This is a genomic window from Enterobacter sp. BRE11 (assembly GCF_031844285.1).
Taxonomy (GTDB): Bacteria; Pseudomonadota; Gammaproteobacteria; order Enterobacterales; family Enterobacteriaceae; genus Pantoea.
This window is the reverse complement of the sequence record NZ_JAUZUX010000006.1, coordinates 171,850-192,028: the sequence shown is the minus strand read 5'-3', so window position 1 is coordinate 192,028 and position 20,179 is coordinate 171,850. Positions and strand designations below refer to the sequence as shown.

Here is a 20,179-nt window from a genome sequence, read left to right as displayed (position 1 = left end):
GCCAGCGCTTTTGACACTGAACAATTACGGCGACCCCACCGCCTGCGCCACCGTAGCGCGCGCGCCATGCTCGCGCAGCTGCAGCCAGAAGCGCGTTAGCGTCGCGACCACCTCCGCATTCTGCGCCAGATCCTCGCCAAACACCGCTTTCATCCCCAGCAGCGCCTTCACGCGCGCTTCGCCTTCGTCGCTGGCGGCCACGCGCTCCGCCAGTTCCGCCTTCAGCGGATCGCGGATCTCGATCGGCGCGCCTTGCTCGTCCACGCCGCCGACGTAGCGCATCCAGCCCGCAACGCCCAGCAGCAGCAGGTCGCAGTTGCTGCCGTTGCGCAGATGCCAGCGCACGCTGTCGAGCAGGCGCTGCGGCAGCTTCTGCGTGCCGTCGGTCGCTATCTGATAGGTGCGATGTTTGATGGCGCGGTTTTCATAGCGCGCGATCAGCGAGTCGGCATAGGCGGTGAGATCCACGCCCTGGGTGCGCAGCGTCGGCGCCTGCTGCTCCAGCATCAGCCTGCGCGCGGCGGTGCGCAGGTTTGCGTCCGCCATGCAGTCGCTGATGTGCTCATAGCCGGAGAGGAAGCCGAGATAGGCCAGAAACGAATGGCTGCCGTTAAGCATACGCAGCTTCATCTCCTCAAACGGCAGCACGTCCTTAACCAGCTCTGCGCCTGCCTGCTCCCAGGCGGGACGGCCGCTGACGAAATTATCCTCGATAACCCACTGGAAAAACGGCTCCGCTTCCACCGCCACCGGATCGCGGCTGCCGAGACGCTCGGCAAGCTGGGCAAAGGCGCTGTCGGTCATCGCCGGAACGATGCGATCGACCATGGTCGAGGGGAAGGTGACATGCTGCTGGATATAGTCCGCCAGCGCGCTATCCTGCCGCTGCGCCAGCTGCTGGATCACCTTGCGCGTGACGTGGCCGTTTTCCGGCATATTGTCGCAGGACATCACGCTGAAGGGCGGCAGGCCAGCGTCGCGGCGGCGGCGGATGGCGGCCAGAATCAAGCCCGGGAGCGAGCGCGGCGCGTCGGGGTGGGCCAGGTCATGCACAATATCGGGATGGTCCGGGTTGAGATCGCCGCTGGCAGGATGGTGGCAGTAGCCTTTCTCGGTAACGGTCATTGAGACAATCGCTACCTCCGGCTGGCTCATGGCGGCGATCACCGCCTCGATGCCGTCGCTTTTGCCGTGCAGCGACGAGGTAATCACGCCGATAATCCGCGTGTTGAGCGAATCGTCGGCCATTTCCGTCAGGCTATAGAGGTGATCCTGCTGGCGCAGCGCCTGGATCAGCTCGCCGCTGTTGAGATTAACTTCACAATAGCCCCAGTCGCTACCCTGTTCCGCCAGCTTGTCGCTGCACAGCGCCTGGTGCGCGCGATGAAAAGCGCCAAAGCCGATATGCACCATGCGGGTTTTCAGTTGGCTGCGATCGTAGCGCGGGCGCTGCACGTCGGCGGGAAGGCGATCAATCTCTAACATAGTTCGTCCTTATGGCAAACGGGGCGTCCTGCGCCCCGTGATTCAGTCATATAAAACCTGCTGCTTACGCCGAAATCGGCTTCTTGCTCGCGTTCGGGCTGCGGATAACGAACAGCACCAGGAAGGCACCAACGGCAGCGACGCCGCCTGCCAGCACGAAGGCGCTGTCGAACTTGCCGGTATGCTGCACGATAAAGCCGGTGACAATCGGACCGATAATGTCCGACAGGCTGCCCACCAGATGGATAAAGCCGCTGATGCTGCCGACACGGCTTTTGTGCACCACGTCCTGAATAATCGCCCAGTAGATAGCGCCGGTGATGTAGAGGAAGAAGATAGAGATCGACATCATCATAACCGCAGAGTTGACCTCTTTTACCGTACCCGCCAGCGCTACACAAACGGCAGCGGCGAACAGTGAGACCACCAGCACAATTTTACGTGAGAGCAGTAACCTGCCGGTAATATTGAAGATCTTGTCTGAGATCCAGCCGCCGAGCGCGAGGCCGACGAAGCCGACAATCCACGGGATCATGGTCGTGATCGACATCGATTTAATATCCAGGCCGTGCGCCTGCACCAGATAGGCAGGGAACCAGCTCAGGAAGAAGAACAGAATATAGTTGTAGCAGAAGAAGGCGAAAGCGGTGACCAGGATAATCGGCTGACGCAGATAGTAGCCGAAACCGTGTGACGCCTGTGCCAGATCCGCTTCTTCGCCCGGCTGCTCCGCTTTCAGCTGGTCGACCAGCGCGCGCTCCTCGGCAGAAACGCGTCGGCTCTTCGCCGGGTTATCCGCCGAAACGAACAGCCAGATCGCCATCCATACCAGACCGATCAGGCAGATGATCACGAAGGCCGGACGCCAGCCAAATGCGAGCGCGAGATAGCCGATAATCGGCCCGGCGATCGCGCCGCCCAGCGGCGAGCCAGCGCTCAGCAGGCCCATTGCGGTCGCCGCCTGTTTTTTCGGAAACCAGCCGTTAATCGCTTTGTTGGCCGAGGCGCAAATCGGGCCTTCCGCCATGCCGAACAGCACGCGCAGGATCAACATCGACCAGAAGCCGGTTGCCAGCGCGGTCATGCCGCAGAACAGCGACCACATGCCGACCGCGACGGCGAGCACGATTTTGGGGCCAAAGCGGTCAGTGGCGATGCCACCAACGAAGTTGAACAGGGCATAGCCGAAGAAGAAGCTGCCGAAGATCATGCCGAACTGTTCAGCGTTGATCGCCAGATCTTTTTCGACCAGCGGTAGAGTTAGGGAGAGGGCAACACGATCGAGGTAATTGATCATGTAAACAAGAAACAGCAGCAGTACAATTGTCCAGCGCAGATTTTTGAACATGGTGGCTCCAACGCTTTTTTATAGTGATATTACGCCGGCAGCGCGCTGCCGGCTGAATCCCCGGTGAGGGTAGGGCAACCGCTACATGGTCAGCACAACCTTGCAGCAGGTGCGGGGGTCTTTTTCGAACAGCGTCATGGCGCGTTCGATGTCGTCGAGCGAAAAATAGTGCGTAACAAGTTTTTCCGGCTGGATCAGGCCCTGCTCCATCCATTCAATCACCTGCGGGAAGCGGTGGCTGTTAAGACGGGAGGTAAAGAGCGACAGCTCTTTGCTGGTCAGGCTTTGTTGGGTAATGCTACAGGGCTCGCCGGAGAAGCCGAGCAGGCCGATACGGGCGGCGGGCGAGGCGAGCGCTGCCGCTTCCGCCAGAATAGAAGGATGGCAGGCGGCGTCGATAATCAGCGTCTGCTGCACGCCTTCCAGCTGGGCCGCCAGCGGCACCTCGGCGTTGTTGAACACCCGATCTGCGCCGTTGGCTTGCGCCAGCGCAAGGCGTTCCGGCAGACGGTCCACCACCAGCACCTGCGCCACCTTAAACACGCCTTTCAGCACCTGAATCGCCGTCAGGCCCATGGGTCCGGCGCCGTAGATCAGCGCCACATCCTGCGGCTGCGGCTTGAGGAACGCGGTGATATTGGCGGCGATAGTGAAAGGCTCGACCATGCTGGCGAGCTTGTCCGGGATCGCCGCCGGCAACGGGTACGCATTGCCAGCCGGCGCAACCGCATATTCGCTAAAGCCGCCGTCGCGGTGCACGCCGATAACGCTCAGCGTGGTGCAGACGTTAGGACGGCCCACCGAGCAGGGATAGCAGCTACCGCAGCTCACGACGGGATCGACCGCTACCCGCTCGCCGATGCGGCTGGCGTCGACCGCGTCGCCGACCGCGTCAATCACGCCGAAAAACTCGTGGCCGATAACGCGCGGATATTTCGCGAAAGGGTTATGGCCATGCCAGATATGCACGTCAGAGCCGCAGATGCTGGCGTATTTCACCTTGACGCGCACTTCGCCCGCTGCAGGCGTCGGCAGCGGACGCTCCGCCAGCACCAGCTCGCCAGGTTGTTCAATCACGACACTTTTCATGATGCGCTCCTTACCAGTTCCACAGCGTGCCGTCTTCCAGACGGGCCACCGGCAGACAGGCGGGCTCATAGGGATATTTCGCCGCCAGCTTCTCGTTAAACTCGATCCCCAGACCGGGCTTGTCGCCTGGATGCATAAAGCCCTCTTCGAACGTCCAGCTGGCGTCGAACAGCTCCATCATCTGCTCGGAGAAGCCCATATACTCCTGCACGCCAAAGTTCGGCACCCACAGGTCGAAGTGCAGCGCCGCCGCCATGCAGACCGGCGAAAGATCCGACGGGCCGTGCGAGCCGGTGCGCACCTGATAGAGCGAGGCGAAATCGGCGATGCGGCGCATGCCGGTGATGCCGCCCGCGTGGGTGATGGTGGTGCGGATATAGTCGATCAGCTGCTCTTCAATCAGCTGCTTGCAGTCCCAGATGCTGTTGAAGACTTCGCCCACCGCAATCGGCGTCACGGTATGCTGGCGGATCAGGCGGAAGCACGCCTGGTTTTCCGCAGGCGTCGGATCTTCCATCCAGAACAGACGGTAATCCTCCACGCTCTTGCCGAAGCGCGCCGCTTCGATCGGCGTCAGACGGTGATGCATATCGTGCAGCAGATGCTCATTGAAGCCGAATTTGTCGCGGATCGCTTCAAACAGTTTCGGCGTAAAGTCGAGGTATTTTTCCGTGGACCAGAGCTGCTCTTCCGGCCAGTTGCCTTTGGTCGCTGGCTCATAGGCAAGACCTTTGCCTTTCGCCATGCCGTAGGTGGTCTTCATGCCCGGCACGCCGCACTGGGCGCGGATCGCTTTGAAGCCCATCTCTTTATGCTTCGCGTAGTCGTCCATTACTTCGTCGATGGTATGGCCGGTAGTATGGCAATACACCATGACGCCGGTGCGTGATGCACCGCCCAGCAGCTGGTAGAGCGGCATATTGGCGGCTTTGCCTTTGATATCCCACAGCGCCATATCGACCGCAGAGATTGCCGACATGGTGACCGGCCCGCGACGCCAGTAGGCGCCTTTATAGAAGTACTGCCAGATATCTTCGATCTGATGCGCGTCACGGCCGATCAGCTGTGGGCAAATATGATCTTTCAGGTAGGAAGCGACCGGCAGTTCGCGGCCGTTGAGCGTGGCGTCGCCGACGCCGGTAATGCCGTCGTCGGTGGTGATTTTCAGCGTAACGAAGTTTCTGCCTGCACAGGTAATAAAGACGTCAGCACTAACAATTTTCATCTCTCATGGCCTTCTTTCAGCAATCAATGCTGAAAAAGTACGCGCATTTATACTACCATACAAGTTGATGTAACAGAGTTGTGAAGGCAATCACAGAGAGAATTTGGCGCTGCCGATCGCGAAGAATGCAGCCCGATTGCGTTACAGGGCGGGTAAAAGTTAAAACGCGGGCCTGTTGCCCGCGTAAGCGTTTGTCTTACCGCATGAAAGGCGGCCTCAGGCTAACAACGCGCACTGCGGCGGCAGGCGGCAGCTTAGCGCGCCGGGCATCACCTCAATCTCAAACGCATTGCCGGAGAGCGGTTCGCCATCCAGATTAAAGGTCATCTCATTAGGGGAAACGATACGCAGCGAGGTCAGCTTCGCGGTGACGATATTCGGATTGTCATCGTTGCTGGTCAGCGAGTGCAGCAGCGTGGGCAGTAGCTCCTGCGCGGTGACGATGCTTACATCAAGCTGGCCGTCATTAATCAGCGCTGACGGGCATAAACGCTGTCCGCCACCTGCCTGACGTCCGTTGCCGACGCCAATCGCCAGCGCGTCGCCCTGCCACTGAAAGCCGGGGCCGGAAATCTCGCAGCTGTCAGGCTTCAGCGTATCCATGCGCATCAGGCCGTGAATAAAATAGGAGACGCCGCCCAGCGCAGATTTTAACTTTTCTGGCGTTTCGGTGGTAATACGGGTGCCGAAACCGCCGGTCGCCATATTGATGAAATAGCGGTCCTGATTGACCCGCGCCAGATCGATGACGTGGGCTTTGCCCTGGATCGCGAGGCGCAGCGCAGGCTCCATCTCGGCGGGAATGCCGACGCTGGTGGCGAAATCATTGGCGGTGCCTAAAGGAAGAATGCCGAGCACCGGCCGACGCGCGGCCTCAACGGCGGCCAGCGCGGTAGCAATCTCGTTAATGGTGCCGTCGCCGCCGCCGGCGACCACGGTCTCAGCGCCCAGCCGCAGCGCTTCTTCAACGTAGCGTTCGCCGTCGCCTTTCTCCCAGGTCACGCGCACGGCGACGTCGAAGCCCTCATCGCGCAGCGCGGTGACGGCCGCGCGCAAATCCTCGTTGCCTGCGCCTTTGCCATTCAGAATAAGTAGAGTAAGCGGTTGTTTTTCCATTTCCCGTTCCTTGAAAACCGACAAAGATTTCTGCTTATAGCATAGTCAGGGGGAAAAAATTACGGGAGAAAAGCGCAAAAAAGAAAACCCGCACGGGGGAGCCGGGCGGGTGAATGAGGTGGTTCCTGATACAACAGCTATTAGTTGTTACTCGTTCGCAGCAGGCGCGACTATAAAGGAGTGCGCCGCGACGGTCTGTGATCCTGTTCTAACTTCATCGGTTTACTTGCGCGACGTGAATAATTTGCTATGGGGATCGCGCGTGCTGCTGCCGTCGGTAAAATTGCGCAGCAGCAAACCAAAGGCGAGATCGACGTCTGCGGGCACCGGCATCCAGACGCGATGGCCGTCGCCGGGCGCTACCTCAATGGCGCCGCCGCGTGCGTCCTGCAGCGCCTCCAGCGTGCAGTTCAGGTTGCCGCTCGGCGTCATGATCTCCAGGCTGTCGCCGAGCAGAAATTTATTTTTCACCGCGACTTCTGCCCAGCCGCCGCGCCGCTCGCCGGTAAATTCGCCGACGAACTGCTGACGCTCGGAGATGGAATAGCCCTGCGCATAGTTTTGATAGCTGTCGTGGGTATGGCGGCGCAGAAAGCCCTCGGTATAGCCGCGATGCGCCAGACCTTCCAGCGTGGTCAGCAGGGCCGGATCGAAAGGTTTGCCGGCTGCGGCGTCGTCAATCGCGCGGCGGTAAACCTGCGCCGTCCGCGCGCAGTAGTAAAACGATTTGGTGCGGCCTTCGATCTTCAGCGAATGGACGCCCATTTCGCTCAGGCGTTCAACGTGCGCCACGGCGCGCAGATCTTTTGAGTTCATGATGTAGGTGCCGTGCTCATCTTCAAAGGCGCTCATCACTTCGCCCGGCTTCATTTTTTCTTCCAGCAGAAACACTTTATCGGTTGGCTGGCCAAGCCCCAGCGTCGGCGTCACCTCCTGCACCTCGACGATATTGCCGACCTCGTCCTGTTTACCTTCCTCGACCTTATATTCCCAGCGGCAGGCGTTGGTGCAGGTGCCCTGATTCGGGTCGCGCTTGTTCATATAGCCGGAGAGCAGGCAGCGGCCGGAGTAGGCCATGCAGAGCGCGCCGTGCACGAAGATTTCAATCTCCATCTCCGGCACCTGCTGGCGGATCTCCGCGATCTCCTCCAGCGACAGCTCGCGCGACAGGATCACGCGCGACAGCCCCATCTGCTGCCAAAACTTCACCGTCGCCCAGTTGACCGCATTGGCCTGCACCGAAAGATGGATCGGCATCTGCGGAAAGGCCTCGCGCACCAGCATAATCAAACCGGGATCGGACATGATCAGCGCGTCCGGCTGCATCTCCACCACCGGCGTCAGGTCGCGAATAAAGGTCTTCAGCTTGGCGTTATGCGGTGCGATATTCACCACCACATAGAACTTCTTACCCAGCGCGTGCGCTTCGGCAATGCCTCTGGCGAGGTTGTCATGGGTGAATTCGTTATTGCGCACGCGCAGGCTGTAGCGCGGCTGGCCGGCATAAACCGCGTCGGCCCCATAGGCGAAGGCGTAGCGCATATTCTTCAGCGTTCCCGCTGGAGAAAGCAGTTCTGGTTTCATGATGTTCTCACTGATGTCAGGTCAGCATGCCGCCCGGTGCGGCACGTGCCGCGGCCGCAAGGTAGGCGGCCCGGCAAAAGGTGCAAAATTGTAGGCGGCGACGCGCGTCAGTCAGTTGATCTAGATCAACTGGCACAGATCCGCTTCCCAGCGATAGCCCATGCCGTAGACGGCGCGGATAAACGGCTGGTCGGCGTCGAGATTCTCCAGCTTGCGCCGCAGATTTTTGATATGGCTGTCGATGGTGCGATCGGTCACGACGCGGTAGTCGTCGTAGAGATGATTGAGCAGCTGCTCGCGCGAAAAGACTTTGCCCGGCTCCAGCGCCAGGGTTTTCAGCAGGCGGAATTCGGCCGGCGTCAGCTCCAGCGGCTGTTCGCGCCAGCTTGCCTGGAAGCGGCCTTCGTCGATTTTCAGCAGCGACGCCTTGCCGGGCTCTTCTGGCGCGCGCTTCACGCGGCGCAGAATGGTTTTCACGCGCGCCACCACTTCGCGCGGGCTAAAGGGCTTACAGATGTAGTCATCCGCGCCGATCTCCAGGCCAAGCAGGCGATCGATCTCCTCGGTGCGCGCCGTCACCATAATGATCGGCAGCTCAGAGAATCGGCGGATTTCGCGGCACAGCGAGAGGCCATCTTTGCCGGGCAGCATCAGATCCAGCAGCATTAAATCGGGCGGCGTCTGCTGGATGAAAGGCAGCACGTCGCTGCCGTGGGCGATATGGTGCGTGCGGTAGTTGGAAGCTTCAAGATAGTCGATCATCAGCTGCGCCAGCTTCGGTTCGTCTTCCACTACCAGAATCAGCGGGTCGGTTTTTTCGGCGGTCATCATCAGTTACGGCTGGGGAACATAGCGCAATTGTAGCGCGATTTTCAGTCCACCTAAATCAGAGTGCTCCGCAGCGATATGGCCGCCGTGGGCGTCGACGATATTTTTGCAGATCGCCAGCCCCAGCCCGGAGCCGCCGCTGGCGCGATTGCGCGATCCTTCGGTGCGGAAAAAGCGTTCGAAGATTTTCGCCTGCTGCTGCGCGTCAACGCCTGGCGCGCTGTCGGCAAAGCTCATCTGCCAGTAAGGCGCCACATACTGGAGCCGCACCTCGACCTGGCCCGGCGCGTCGGTATAGCGCAGGCTGTTCTCCAGCAGATTGGTGAAGAGCTGCATCAGGCGATCGGGATCGCCGAAGAAAGGCGCCTCGTCCGGCATCTGCAGCGTCAGCGTCAGCCCGTGGCTGCGATAGCGCTCGTTGAAGCTGCCGGCGACCACCTCCATCAGCTGCACCAGGTCGGTGGCCTGTTTGCGATAGGCGAGGGCGCCTTCGTCGGAGAGTGAAAGCTGGTGCAGATCGTCTACCAGCTTGCTGAGCACCGCCACCTCGCTCTGCAGCGAGCCGATCGCCGCTGGCGTCAGCTTGCGCACGCCGTCCTGCATCGCTTCCAGCTCCCCGCGCAGGATTGCCAGCGGCGTGCGCAGCTCGTGGGAGATATCGGCCATAAAGGCGCGGCGCATGCTCTCGTTCTTTTCCAGCGAGCTGGCCAGGCGGTTAAAATCCTGCGCCAGCTGGCCCAGCTCGTCGCGGCTGCCAACCTCGACGCGCGTGGCGAAATTGCCCGCCGCCAGATGATGGGTGCCTGCGACCAGCCGCTTGACCGGCGCCAGCAGGCCGCGCGACATCAGCCAGGTGACCAGCGCCGCCAGCAGCGTCGACAGGCCGACAATCAGCCAGCTGGTGCGCTTCTGCTGGTGATCGAAATTGATATCGGTGCTGCGCGTCAGCCGCTCCGGCGGCGAGCCTACCACCCAGCCGACCACCTTACCGTTGCTGGTGGTGATATTGCGGCGCGAGCCTTCCTGCGGCACCGGCGCGCGCGGCCCGACCAGCACCTTATACTGCTGGTCGATGATCCAGAACTGGGTGCGCCAGCCGTGCGGCGGCAGCTGGTTATTGCTGTCGGGATTCTGCTCCAGCGAGCGCAGCATGGTGAATACCAGCCGATCGTTATGCCGCAGAAAATCCCAGTTGCCGTGCTGTTCATACTGATCGGCCAGCGCGTCGCCGAGCATGGCGAGCCGCTGCTCGTTGCCGCGCTTGATGTAGTCGACAAAGCCGTGCTCAAAACTCAGACGCACCCCCCAGTGCATGGTGATCAGCACCAGCATGCAGGTGGAAAAAATGGCTAAAAAGAGTTTGGCGCTGATGCCCAGGCGCAACGGCAACTTCATGATTTTCTCCGGCGTCGCAGATCGACGTTCTGACTGGTTTCCTTCGGCACGCGCCAGAACACCAGCGCGGGCAGGGCGATAATCAGCGCCATGCAGGCCCAGGCGGTGACAAACATCGTATGGGTGTTCTCGCTGCTGCCCAGCGCATCCTGGCCGAACGCGCCCAGCAGCAGGCCGGCGAGGGTGACGCCGACGCTCATCGACAGCTGCATAATCATCGACAGCAGGCTGTTGCCGCTGGAGGCGAGCGCGTCTGGCAGATCCTTCAGCGTCAGGGTATTCATCGAGGAGAAGCGCAGCGCGTTCACCATGCCCTGCATAAGCAGCACCAGCGGCAGCAGCCACAGCCAGCCAAGCAGCGCCACCAGCGGAAAGAGCAGCACCACCACGGCGAGAGCCAGCGTGGTGCAGACCAGCGTATTGCGATAGCCGAACAGGTTAACGATGCGCACCACCATGCGTTTGATGCCCATATTGCCCAGCACCATCGGGATCATCATCAGCCCGGCGTGAAACGGCGTAAAGCCCATGCCGACCTGCAAAAAAATTGGCGTCATAAACGGCAGCATGCCGCTGCCGATGCGGCCTAAAAAGCTGCCGAGCAGGCCAATAGAGTAGAGGCGGTTGTCGAACAGCTTCAGGCTGAACAGCGCATTGTCGTTGCCGCGCGCGTGCATCAGATAATAGAGCAGCGAAAAGAGGCCCGTCAGGATCATCGCGCCCAGCAGCAGGGGAGAGCCGCCGCTGCTGCGCTGGCCGTCGAGCGCCAGCGTCAGCGTCGCCATGCCGACGGCCAGCAGCAGAAAGCCGAGAAAATCGAAGCGCCGCGTCTGCATCGAGTAATTTGGCATCAGCGTCAGGGTGGCGATAGCGCCGACGATGCCGACCGGAATATTAATCAGGAAGATCCAGTGCCAGCTGGCATACTCCACCAGCACGCCGCCGAGCGCCGGGCCGACCAGCGGGCCGATCTGTCCCGGCAGGGTGACGAAGGTCATCGCCGACATATACTGCGCGCGCGGCACGATTTTCATCACGGTCAGGCGGCCGACCGGCACCATCATCGCGCCGCCGACGCCCTGCACCACGCGCGCCATCACCAGCTGGTCCAGCGTTGAAGAGAAGCCGCAGAGCAGCGAACCGACGCTGAACAGCACGATAGCGCTGAAGAAGATGTTGCGCACGCCGAAGCGATCCGCCAGCCAGCCGCTCATTGGCAGGGTCACCGCCACCGTCAGCAGATAGGAGACGATGACCGCATGCATATGCAGCGGGCTGACGCCCAGATCCTGCGCCATCGAGGGAAGGGCGGTGTTAACGATGGTGGTGTCCAGCGTCTGCATAAAGAAGCCGAAGGCGACAATCCATAGCTGCCAGCGAACCGTGGCGTGTTGGGCGTTCATTTCCTGTTCTCTCCTTAACTCTCCACCAGCTGGCCGATTTTACCGCGCTTGCGCCGCAGCTTGTCCATATAGAGATAGACCACCGGCGTGGTATAGAGCGTCAGCAGCTGGCTCATAATCAGCCCGCCAGCGATGGTGATGCCGAGCGGCTGGCGCAGCTCCGCGCCGTCGCCGCTGGTGATCACCAGCGGCAGCGCGCCGAACAGTGCGGCGAGCGTGGTCATCAGAATCGGGCGAAAACGCAGCAGGCAGGCCTGGAAAATGGCGTCGCGCGCGCTCAGGTTGCCGCTGCGCTGCGCCTCCAGCGCAAAATCCACCATCATAATGGCGTTCTTTTTCACGATGCCGATCAGCAGCAGGATGCCGATAAGGGCGATCAGGCTAAAAGGCGTATCGAACAGCGTCAGCGCCAGCAGCGCGCCAACGCCCGCGGAGGGCAGCGTCGAGAGAATGGTCAGCGGATGGACATAGCTCTCATACAAGATGCCCAGCACGATATAGACGGCGGCGATGGCGGCGAGCATCAGCCAGAGCTGGCTGCTCTGCGACTGCTCAAACACCTGCGCGGTGCCGGCGAAGCTGCCGCGCACGCTGGAGGGCACGCCGATAGCCGTCATGGTGCGATCGATCGCCGCAGAAGCTTGGGACAGCGAAACACCCTCCGGCAGGTTAAAGGAGATGGTCGAGGCGGCGGAGAGCCCTTCATGGTTGACCGACAGCGGCGCGTTGGCGGGCTGCCAGCGGGCGAACCACGACAGGGGAATCGGTTTGCCCTCGCTGTTAATCACAAACATCTGATCCAGCGCGCTGATGTCCTGGGTGTAGCGCGGATCGACCTCCATCACCACCTTGTACTGATTCAGCGGCTGATAGATGGTGGAGATCTGCCGCTGGCCGAAGGCGTTATTCAGCAGGGCGTTTGCCTCAGAGACGTCAATGCCGAGGCGCGACATGCTTTCGCGATCGTAGATTAGCGCCATTTCGCTGCCTTTGTCCTGCTGATCGGAATTGACGTCCGCCAGCTGCGGCAGCGCGGAGAAGGCCTGACGGATTTTCGGCTCCCACTCGCGCAGCGCGGCGAGATCGTCCGAGAGCAGCGAATACTGATAGCTGGCGTTCGATTCGCGGCCGCCGGCGCGCAGGTCCTGCACCGCGTTGAGATAGAGGCTGGCGCCGGGCTCTTTCGCCAGCTTCGCGCGCAGCCGGGCGATGACCGCCTGGGCGTTCTCGCTGCGCTCTGAGAGCGGCTTCAGCGAGATAAACATCGAGCCGCTGTTGGTGCGCATGCCGCCGGTAAAGCCCACCACGCTTTCGACCGCCGGATCCGCCTTCACGATCACCATAAAATCCTGCAGCTTCTGGCGCATCGCCTGGAAGGAGATGCTCTGGTCGGCGGAGATAAAGCCCGACAGGCGGCCGGTGTCCTGCTCCGGCATAAAGGTTTTCGGCACCTGAATAAACAGCCAGACGGTCAGGGCGACGGTGCCGAACAGCAGCAGCAGCACCCAGCGCGCATGGTTCAGCACCCAGCCCAGCGAGCGACCATAGCCCTGCTGGATCGCCAGCAGCATCCGGCCAGCGCCGTGCCGACGCGGCTGGGCGCGCGGCGCATGCGGCTTCAGCAGATACGCGCACATCATCGGCGTCAGGGTGAGGGAGATCACCATCGAGATGGCGATCGCCACCGAGAGCGTAATGGCGAATTCAGAGAAGAAGCGGCCAATCAGCCCGCCTGTCATCAGCAGCGGCAGAAAGACGGCGATCAGCGACAGGCTCATCGACAGCACGGTAAAGCCTACTTCGCGCACGCCGGTCAGCGCTGCCTGCAGGGGTTTCATGCCCGCCTCGACGTGGCGCGCGATATTCTCCAGCACCACAATGGCGTCATCCACCACGAAACCGGTGGCGATGGTCAGCGCCATCAGCGACAGGTTATTCAGGCTGAAGCCGCACAGGTACATCGCGGCGAAGGTGCCGATCAGCGAGACCGGCACCGCGGCGGCCGGGATCAGCGTGGCGCGGCCGGAGCGCAGGAAAACGAACACCACCATAATCACCAGCAGCACGGCGATGGTCAGCGACTGCTCGACCTCATGCAGCGAGGCGCGAATGGTGGGCGAGCGGTCCTGCGCAATCTGCAGGTCGATGGCGGCGGGAATGGTCTGGTGCAGCGTTGGCAGCTCGGCGCGAATGCGGTCAACGGTGTCGATCACGTTCGCCTCTGGCGTTTTGCGCACCAGCAGCAGCACCGCGGGCTTGCCGTCCGCCATCCCGGCGTTGCGCACGTCCTGCACCGAGTCCTGTACGCTGGCGACGTCCGCCAGCTTCACCGCCGCGCCCTTGCTGTAGTGCACCACCAGCGGCGCGTAGTCGCTGGCGGTTTTCAGCTCGTCGTTGGTGCGCAGCTGCCAGCGCTGCTGGCGATCCTCTACCGCGCCCTGCGGACGACGCTGGTTGGCGTTGGCGATCGCCTCGCGCACCGCATCCAGCGAAACCCCCTGGTTAAACAGCGCCTGCGGATTCAGCGCGACGCGCACCGCAGGCAGCGAGCTGCCGCCGACCGTGACGTCGCCGACCCCTTCGATCTGCGACAGCTTCTGCGCCAGCTGGGTCGAGGCGTAGTCATAGAGCTGGCCCGGATTATAGATATCCGAGGTCAGCGTCATGATCATAATCGGCGCGTCTGAGGGGTTGACCTTGCGGTAAGTGGGGCGGCTCGGCATTCCCGTCGGCAGCAGGCTTTGCGCCGCGTTAATGGCCGCCTGCACGTCGCGCGCCGCGCCGTTGATGTCGCGATCGAAATCGAGCACCAGAATAATGCGCGTGCTGCCGAGCGAGCTGGTGGAGGTCATTTCGCTGACGCCGGCGATGCGGCCCAGCGAACGCTCCAGCGGCGTCGCCACCGATGACGCCATGATTTCCGGCGACGCGCCCGGCAGCGAGGCGGAAATCACTATCACCGGAAAGTCGACCTGCGGCAGCGGAGCGACCGGCAGCAGGCGAAAGCCGAGCACGCCCGCCAGCGCAATGGCGAGGGTCAGCAGCGAGGTAGCCACCGGGCGGTGGATAAACAGCGCAAAGAATCTCACTGCTCCGCCTCCCGGCCGTTAAAGCGGCGGCGCGCGGCCTGGCCGAGGCGATCAAACAGCAGGTAGATCACTGGTGTGGTAAACAGCGTCAGCACCTGGCTCAGGATCAGGCCGCCCACCATGGCGATGCCGAGCGGGTGGCGCAGCTCGGCGCCGACGCCGGTGCTGAGCATCAGCGGCAGCGCGCCCAGCAGCGCCGCCAGCGTGGTCATCAGGATTGGGCGAAAACGCAGCAGGCACGCCTGATAGATGGCGTCATAGGGGGTCATGCCTTGCTCGCGTTCGGCGGCCAGCGCAAAGTCGATCATCATAATGGCGTTTTTCTTCACGATGCCGATCAGCAGAATAATGCCGATGATGGCGACAATATCCAGCTCGCCGCCGCTCAGCATCAGCGCCAGCAGCGCGCCGACGCCGGCGGTGGGCAGCGTCGACAAAATCGTGATGGGGTGGATAAAGCTCTCATAGAGCACGCCCAGCACGATATACATCGCCACGATGGCCGCGACGATCAGCCAGACGGTGCTGGTAAGCGCCGCCTCGAACGCCAGAGTGCTGCCCTGGAACTGGGTCATCAGTTCGGCAGGCATGCCGAGACGCTCTTCCGCCGCGCTGACCGCTTTCACCGCATCGCCCAGCGAATAGCCGTCGGCAACGTTAAAAGAGAAGGTTGCTGACGGGAACTGATCGAGATGGTTGATGCTTAGCGCGCTGTGGCGCTGCTCAACTTTCGCGATGGCGCTGAGCGGCACGCTGCCGCCGTCGGTGCTGTTGAGCCGGATGCTTTCCAGGCCCGCCAGGCCCGGCGTGGCGCGGTTGTCCTGCTCCAGCACCACGCGATACTGGTTCGCCTGGGTATAAATGGTGGAGATCAGGCGCTGGCCGAAGGCGTTATAGAGCGCGTTATCAACGTCCGCCATACTGATGCCGAGGCGGCTGGCGCTGTCGCGGTCGACATTGACGTACGCCTCCAGCCCCTGATCCTGCCAGTCGCTGCTGATATCGCGCAGCTCAGGCGACTGGCGCAGCGCCTCCAGCAGTTTCGGCACCCAGGTGCCGAGCGACGCCAGCGAGCCGGACTGCAGCGTGAACTGATAGGGCGTGCGGCTCGCCTGGGTTTCAATCGTCAGATCCTGTACCGGCTGCAGCCACAGCGTAACGCCGGGAAGCTGGCTTATCTGCTGCTGCAGCCGCTGCTGCACCTGCGGGATACGGTCGTCGCGCTCGCTCAGCGGCTTCAGGTTGATCTGCAGGCGCGCGCTGTTGAGCGCGGCGTTGGTGCCGTCGACGCCGACGAAAGCGGTCATGCTCTGCACCGCCGGATCTTTCACGATCAGCGAGGCGACGTCGCGCGTGCGCTCCGCCATGCTGGCGTAGGAGGCGCTCTGCGACGCCTGCAATGTGCCCTGAATAATCGAGTTATCCTGCTGTGGGAAAAAGCCTTTCGGGATCACTATCCACAGCAGCACGGTGAGCAGCAGCGTGCCGAGCGCTACCGACAGCGTCAGCCAGGGATGCGCCAGCACCTTGCGCAGCCAGCCGCCGTACCCGGCGATTAACCGGTCGAAAAAGGCTTCACAGGCGCGCGAAAAGCGGTTCTGCTTGCGCAGCGACTCGGCGCTCAGCATGCGCGCGCACATCATTGGCGTCAGCGTCAGCGAGACCACCGCGGAAATCAGAATCGCCACCGCCAGCGTGACGGCAAACTCACGGAACAGGCGGCCGATCACGTCGCCCATAAACAGCAGCGGGATCAGCACCGCGATCAGCGAAAAGGTAAGGGAGATAATGGTAAAGCCGATTTCTCCCGCTCCTTTGAGCGCGGCGGTGAGCGGCTTTTCGCCCTTTTCCAGATAGCGGGTGATGTTTTCAATGACTACGATGGCGTCATCGACCACGAAGCCGGTGGCGATAGTCAGCGCCATCAGCGTCAGGTTATTGATAGAGAAGCCGAGGAAGTACATCGCGGCGAAGGTGCCGACCAGCGACAGCGGCACCGCGACGGCGGGAATAATCGTCGCCGGCACGTTGCGCAGGAACAGATAAATAATCATCACCACCAGGCCGATTGCCAGCATCAGCTCGTGCTGGGTATCGGTGACCGAGGCGCGAATATTGGTGGTGCGGTCGGTCAGCAGTTGGACCTTCACCGACTTCGGCAGCGAGGCGGTGAGCGAAGGCAGCAGTGCGCGAATATTATCGGCGGTGGCGATAATATTGGCGCCCGGCTGGCGCTGCACGTTGAGCACGATAGCGGCTTCGCGGTTTGCCCAGGCGCCAAGCCAGCGATTTTCCGCTCCCTGTTCAATGGTGGCGACATCGCCGAGCCTGACCGGCGCGCCGTTTTTATAGCTGAGGATCAGCTGACGGTAATCCTCCGCCGATTTCATCTGGTCATTGGCGGAGAGGGTAATTGAGCGCTCCGGGCCGTCGAGGCTGCCTTTCGCCGAGTTGACGTTGGCGCTGCTGATGGCGGTGCGCACCTCTTCACTGGTCAGCCCGAGCGCCGCCAGCGCCTGGGCGTTCATCTGCACGCGCACCGCCGGTCGCTGACCGCCGGAGAGCGTCACCAGCCCGACGCCGGAGACCTGGGAGATTTTCTGCGCGACGCGCGTCTCCACCATATCCTGCACCTGGGTCAGCGGCATGCTGCTGGTGGTGACCGCCAGCGTCATGATCGGCGGATCGGCGGGGTTGACCTTACTGTAGACCGGCGGGTTAGGCAGATCGTTGGGCAGCAGGCTGGTGGCGGCATTAATGGCGGCCTGCACTTCCTGCTCGGCGACGTCGAGCGGCAGCGTCAGCTGGAACTGCAGGGTGATCACCGACGCGCCGCCGGAGCTTTGCGACGCCATCTGTTTCAGCCCTGACATCTGGCCGAACTGGCGCTCAAGCGGCGCGGTAATCGCGGAGGTAGTGACGTCCGGGCTGGCGCCGGGATAGAGCGTCACCACCTGAATGGTGGGATAATCGACCTCCGGCAGCGCCGAGACCGGCAGAAAACGGTAGCCGAGCACGCCCGCCAGCAGAATAGCGATCATCAGCAGCGTGGTGGCGACCGGACGTAAAATAAACTGACGCGACGGCCCGCCGCTGGCGTCAGGAGGCGTAACCTGCATTACTCGCTCGCTCCCCTGGCCGGTTGCGCCGCGCGGCTGCTTTTCAGCGCGGTGCTCTGCGGCGCGACAACTTCGACCTGCGCCCCTTCCGTCAGGCGATCCAGCCCGTCGGTGACCACGCGTTCGCCTGCGCTCAGGCCCGCGTTAATCACTACCTGATGGCTGTCCTGCAGCCCGGCGGTCACGCTTTTCTTGCTCACTTTGTTGTCGCTGTTCACCACCCAGACAAAGTGGCCTTCATTGCCCATCTGCAGCGCGGCGGTCGGAATAACAATCGCATCCTGCAGGGTGTTGACCTTCAGCCGCGCGTTAACAAACTGATTTGGGAAGAGCGTGTCATCCTGATTGTCGAAGCGCGCCTTCATCTTGATGGTGCCGGTGGTGGCATCGATCTGGTTGTCGATGCTGAGCAGCGTGCCCTGGGTCAGCAGCGTCTGGTTGCTGCGATCCCAGGCCTCGACCACCAGCGGCTGGCCGCTCTTTTGCGCCTGCATGATGTCGGGCAGGTAATTTTCCGCCAGGCTAAACAGCACGTCGATGGGATGCGTCTGGGTGATGACCACCAGCCCGTTGGTGTCGCCGCTGGTAATGTAGTTGCCGACGTCCATCTGTTTCAGGCCGACGCGGCCCGCTATCGGCGACGTAATACGGCTGTAGGTTAAGTTGAGCTGGGCGCTGGCGACGCTGCCTTCATCCGCCTTAATGGTGCCCTGAGTTTCGCTCACCAGCGAACGCTGCGTATCGAGCTCCTGCTGCGACACCAGCGAGGTTTTCGCCAGCTTTTCATAGCGCGCCAGATCGCGGCGGGCGTTCGCCAGCGTCGCGCGATCTTTTGCCAGCTGGCCCTGCGCCTGCGTCAATACGACCTGATAGGGGCGGGGATCGATCTCCGCCAGCAGCTGGCCCGCTTTGACCTGCTCTCCTTCCTGAAAGTGGATCGCCATCAGCTCGCCGTCGACGCGGCTGCGCACCGTCACGGTGCTGGCGGCGGTCACGGTGCCGAGCCCGCTCAGAAAGTGCGGCACGCTCTGGCTAACGGCGGTGGCGGCCTGCACCGGCGCCGGCGGGGCGCCCGCGCTGCCCTTGCCGCGATGCGGCCGGGTCGATGCCTGCGGATCGGCGTCAGGCTGTGCCGGATGGTGCCACCAGTAATAGCCGCCTGCAGCGGCAGCCAGCACTAACAGCGTCAGCAGGCTCTTTTTTAACAAGGAAGGTCGGTTCATCTTAACGGTTGCTCTCCAGCAGTAGCGAAATCCCCAAAACGCAGGCTGAAACGCGGCAGCCTGCAAATAGCAGAGTGTAGACCCGCAACGCGGGCAGAAGTTGAAGGAATTAAGGATATCTGTCAGCCCGACGTAAGTATCCCTCTCAGAGCAAACTTATCGAGGAATTACGCATAAAGCGCGCTTTTTGCTTTTGCTATGCTCTTTGACTGGGCATTTCTTACACAAGGAGAAGAGGATGAGTCAGGTTGAAACCCGCCAGCTCGGCGATACCGGCATTCAGGTGCCGCTGTTAACCTTTGGCGGCAACGTCTTCGGCTGGACCCTGGACGAGGCGGCGTCGTTTTCATTGCTGGATGCTCTGGTGGAAAAGGGGCTGTGGTTTATCGACACCGCCGACGTCTATTCGCGCTGGGCGCCAGGCAATAAAGGCGGCGAGTCAGAAACCATTATTGGCAACTGGCTGAAAAAAAGCGGCAAGCGCGACCGCATCGTACTGGCGACCAAGGTCGGCATGGCGCTCTCGCCGGAGAAAACCGGCCTGAAGCCGCAATATATTCGTCAGGCGGTGGAGGATTCGCTGCGCCGTCTGCAAACCGACTATATCGATCTCTACCAGGCGCACCGCGACGATACGGATACGCCGCTGGCGGAAACCCTGGCGGCGTTCGATTCGCTGATCAAAGAGGGCAAAGTGCGCGCCATCGGCGCCTCGAACTACAGCGCGCCGCGCCTGCAGGAGGCGCTGAAAATCAGCGAGGAGCAGGGCCTGGCGCGCTACGCCACCCTGCAGCCTGAGTACAATCTTTACGATCGCGAAGGCTACGAGTCAGCGCTGGAAGCGGTGGCGACGCAGCACGGGCTGGGCGTAATTAACTACTATTCGCTGGCCAGCGGCTTTCTGAGCGGCAAATACCGCAGCGCGGCGGATGCTGGCAAAAGCGCGCGCGGGCAGGGCGTGGTTGAGAAGTACCTTAACCCACGCGGGCTGGCTATTCTGGCGGCGCTGGACGAGATCAGTGAGGCGCACGGCGTGACGCCAGCCCAGGTCGCGCTGGCGTGGCAGATTGCGCGGCCGAGCATTACTGCGCCAATCGTCAGCGCCACCTCGCTCGCCCAGCTCGAAGATCTGATCGGCGCAACGCAGCTGCGTCTCTCGCCGGAAGAGAGTGAAAAACTGGCGCAGGCCAGCCGCTAATCCCGCCAGGCGGGGCGCTAGCGCCTCGTCTGTAATTTGCGTGCCAGATAATGCGTTAATCCCGGCCGCGATTCCAT

Annotated in this window: 13 protein-coding genes; 1 reads left to right on the top strand and 12 read right to left on the bottom strand. The window is 61.8% G+C overall.

Features of this window, described 5'->3' with window-relative positions:
- Nucleotides 1-24: 24 nt before the first annotated feature.
- From Q9R34_RS08460 to Q9R34_RS08405, 12 genes are all read right to left on the bottom strand, one after another.
- The gene (locus Q9R34_RS08460; protein WP_485893103.1) at nt 25-1,485 is read right to left on the bottom strand and encodes a mannitol dehydrogenase family protein; all 1,461 of its coding nucleotides are present in this window, start codon (nt 1,483-1,485) and stop codon (nt 25-27) included.
- Nucleotides 1,486-1,549: 64 nt separating this feature from the next.
- Entirely contained in the window at nt 1,550-2,833 is a 1,284-nt protein-coding gene (locus tag Q9R34_RS08455; protein ID WP_485893102.1) for an MFS transporter, read from the bottom strand.
- An 81-nt stretch (nt 2,834-2,914) separates the two neighbouring features.
- The gene (locus tag Q9R34_RS08450) at nt 2,915-3,922 is read right to left on the bottom strand and encodes a Zn-dependent oxidoreductase (protein WP_485893101.1); all 1,008 of its coding nucleotides are present in this window, start codon (nt 3,920-3,922) and stop codon (nt 2,915-2,917) included.
- A gap of 10 nt (nt 3,923-3,932) precedes the next feature.
- Nucleotides 3,933-5,147, bottom strand: coding sequence for a D-mannonate dehydratase ManD (gene manD, locus Q9R34_RS08445; RefSeq protein WP_485893100.1), 1,215 nt, complete (start codon nt 5,145-5,147; stop codon nt 3,933-3,935).
- 216 nt (nt 5,148-5,363) lie between these two features.
- Nucleotides 5,364-6,263, bottom strand: coding sequence for a lipid kinase YegS (gene yegS, locus Q9R34_RS08440; RefSeq protein WP_434122868.1), 900 nt, complete (start codon nt 6,261-6,263; stop codon nt 5,364-5,366).
- A 222-nt stretch (nt 6,264-6,485) separates the two neighbouring features.
- Nucleotides 6,486-7,850: a prephenate-dependent tRNA uridine(34) hydroxylase TrhP gene (trhP, locus tag Q9R34_RS08435; RefSeq protein WP_485893132.1), complete on the bottom strand. Its 1,365-nt coding sequence runs from the start codon at nt 7,848-7,850 to the stop codon at nt 6,486-6,488.
- A 117-nt stretch (nt 7,851-7,967) separates the two neighbouring features.
- Nucleotides 7,968-8,675 (bottom strand): envelope stress response regulator BaeR, encoded by a 708-nt coding sequence (gene baeR / locus Q9R34_RS08430; protein WP_033750242.1) that lies wholly within the window; start codon nt 8,673-8,675, stop codon nt 7,968-7,970.
- 6 nt (nt 8,676-8,681) lie between these two features.
- Entirely contained in the window at nt 8,682-10,070 is a 1,389-nt protein-coding gene (baeS, locus tag Q9R34_RS08425; protein ID WP_434122870.1) for an envelope stress sensor histidine kinase BaeS, read from the bottom strand.
- Nucleotides 10,067-11,473 carry a multidrug transporter subunit MdtD gene (gene mdtD, locus Q9R34_RS08420; RefSeq protein ID WP_485893099.1) on the bottom strand — a complete coding sequence of 469 codons (1,407 nt, stop codon included), beginning with the start codon at nt 11,471-11,473 and terminating at the stop codon, nt 10,067-10,069. Before mdtD ends, baeS begins: the two co-directional genes overlap by 4 nt.
- Before the next feature lie 14 nt (nt 11,474-11,487).
- Complete coding sequence (gene mdtC, locus Q9R34_RS08415) at nt 11,488-14,562, bottom strand: multidrug efflux RND transporter permease subunit MdtC (protein ID WP_485893098.1); 3,075 nt, start codon at nt 14,560-14,562, stop codon at nt 11,488-11,490.
- The gene (locus Q9R34_RS08410; protein WP_485893097.1) at nt 14,559-17,681 is read right to left on the bottom strand and encodes an MdtB/MuxB family multidrug efflux RND transporter permease subunit; all 3,123 of its coding nucleotides are present in this window, start codon (nt 17,679-17,681) and stop codon (nt 14,559-14,561) included. The genes mdtC and Q9R34_RS08410 overlap by 4 nt, the downstream gene beginning before the upstream one ends.
- Nucleotides 17,681-18,904, bottom strand: a complete 1,224-nt coding sequence (locus tag Q9R34_RS08405) for an MdtA/MuxA family multidrug efflux RND transporter periplasmic adaptor subunit (protein ID WP_485893096.1) — start codon at nt 18,902-18,904, stop codon at nt 17,681-17,683. Before Q9R34_RS08405 ends, Q9R34_RS08410 begins: the two co-directional genes overlap by 1 nt.
- 238 nt (nt 18,905-19,142) lie before the next feature.
- Between Q9R34_RS08405 and Q9R34_RS08400 the strand changes: the two genes are divergently transcribed.
- Nucleotides 19,143-20,102 (top strand): aldo/keto reductase, encoded by a 960-nt coding sequence (locus tag Q9R34_RS08400; protein ID WP_485893095.1) that lies wholly within the window; start codon nt 19,143-19,145, stop codon nt 20,100-20,102.
- The last annotated feature ends 77 nt before the right edge of the window (nt 20,103-20,179 follow it).

Excerpts from the sequence above, each read along its gene's own strand:
- Q9R34_RS08400 (WP_485893095.1), top strand. The coding sequence starts at position 19,143 with ATGAGTCAGGTTGAAACCCGCCAGCTCGGCGATACCGGCATTCAGGTG.
- Q9R34_RS08460 (WP_485893103.1), bottom strand. The coding sequence starts at position 1,485 with ATGTTAGAGATTGATCGCCTTCCCGCCGACGTGCAGCGCCCGCGCTAC.
- Q9R34_RS08450 (WP_485893101.1), bottom strand. The coding sequence starts at position 3,922 with ATGAAAAGTGTCGTGATTGAACAACCTGGCGAGCTGGTGCTGGCGGAG.
- manD (WP_485893100.1), bottom strand. The coding sequence starts at position 5,147 with ATGAAAATTGTTAGTGCTGACGTCTTTATTACCTGTGCAGGCAGAAAC.
- Q9R34_RS08405 (WP_485893096.1), bottom strand. The coding sequence starts at position 18,904 with ATGAACCGACCTTCCTTGTTAAAAAAGAGCCTGCTGACGCTGTTAGTG.
- Q9R34_RS08455 (WP_485893102.1), bottom strand. The coding sequence starts at position 2,833 with ATGTTCAAAAATCTGCGCTGGACAATTGTACTGCTGCTGTTTCTTGTT.
- yegS (WP_434122868.1), bottom strand. The coding sequence starts at position 6,263 with ATGGAAAAACAACCGCTTACTCTACTTATTCTGAATGGCAAAGGCGCA.
- Q9R34_RS08410 (WP_485893097.1), bottom strand. The coding sequence starts at position 17,681 with ATGCAGGTTACGCCTCCTGACGCCAGCGGCGGGCCGTCGCGTCAGTTT.
- baeR (WP_033750242.1), bottom strand. The coding sequence starts at position 8,675 with ATGACCGCCGAAAAAACCGACCCGCTGATTCTGGTAGTGGAAGACGAA.
- baeS (WP_434122870.1), bottom strand. The coding sequence starts at position 10,070 with ATGAAGTTGCCGTTGCGCCTGGGCATCAGCGCCAAACTCTTTTTAGCC.
- mdtD (WP_485893099.1), bottom strand. The coding sequence starts at position 11,473 with ATGAACGCCCAACACGCCACGGTTCGCTGGCAGCTATGGATTGTCGCC.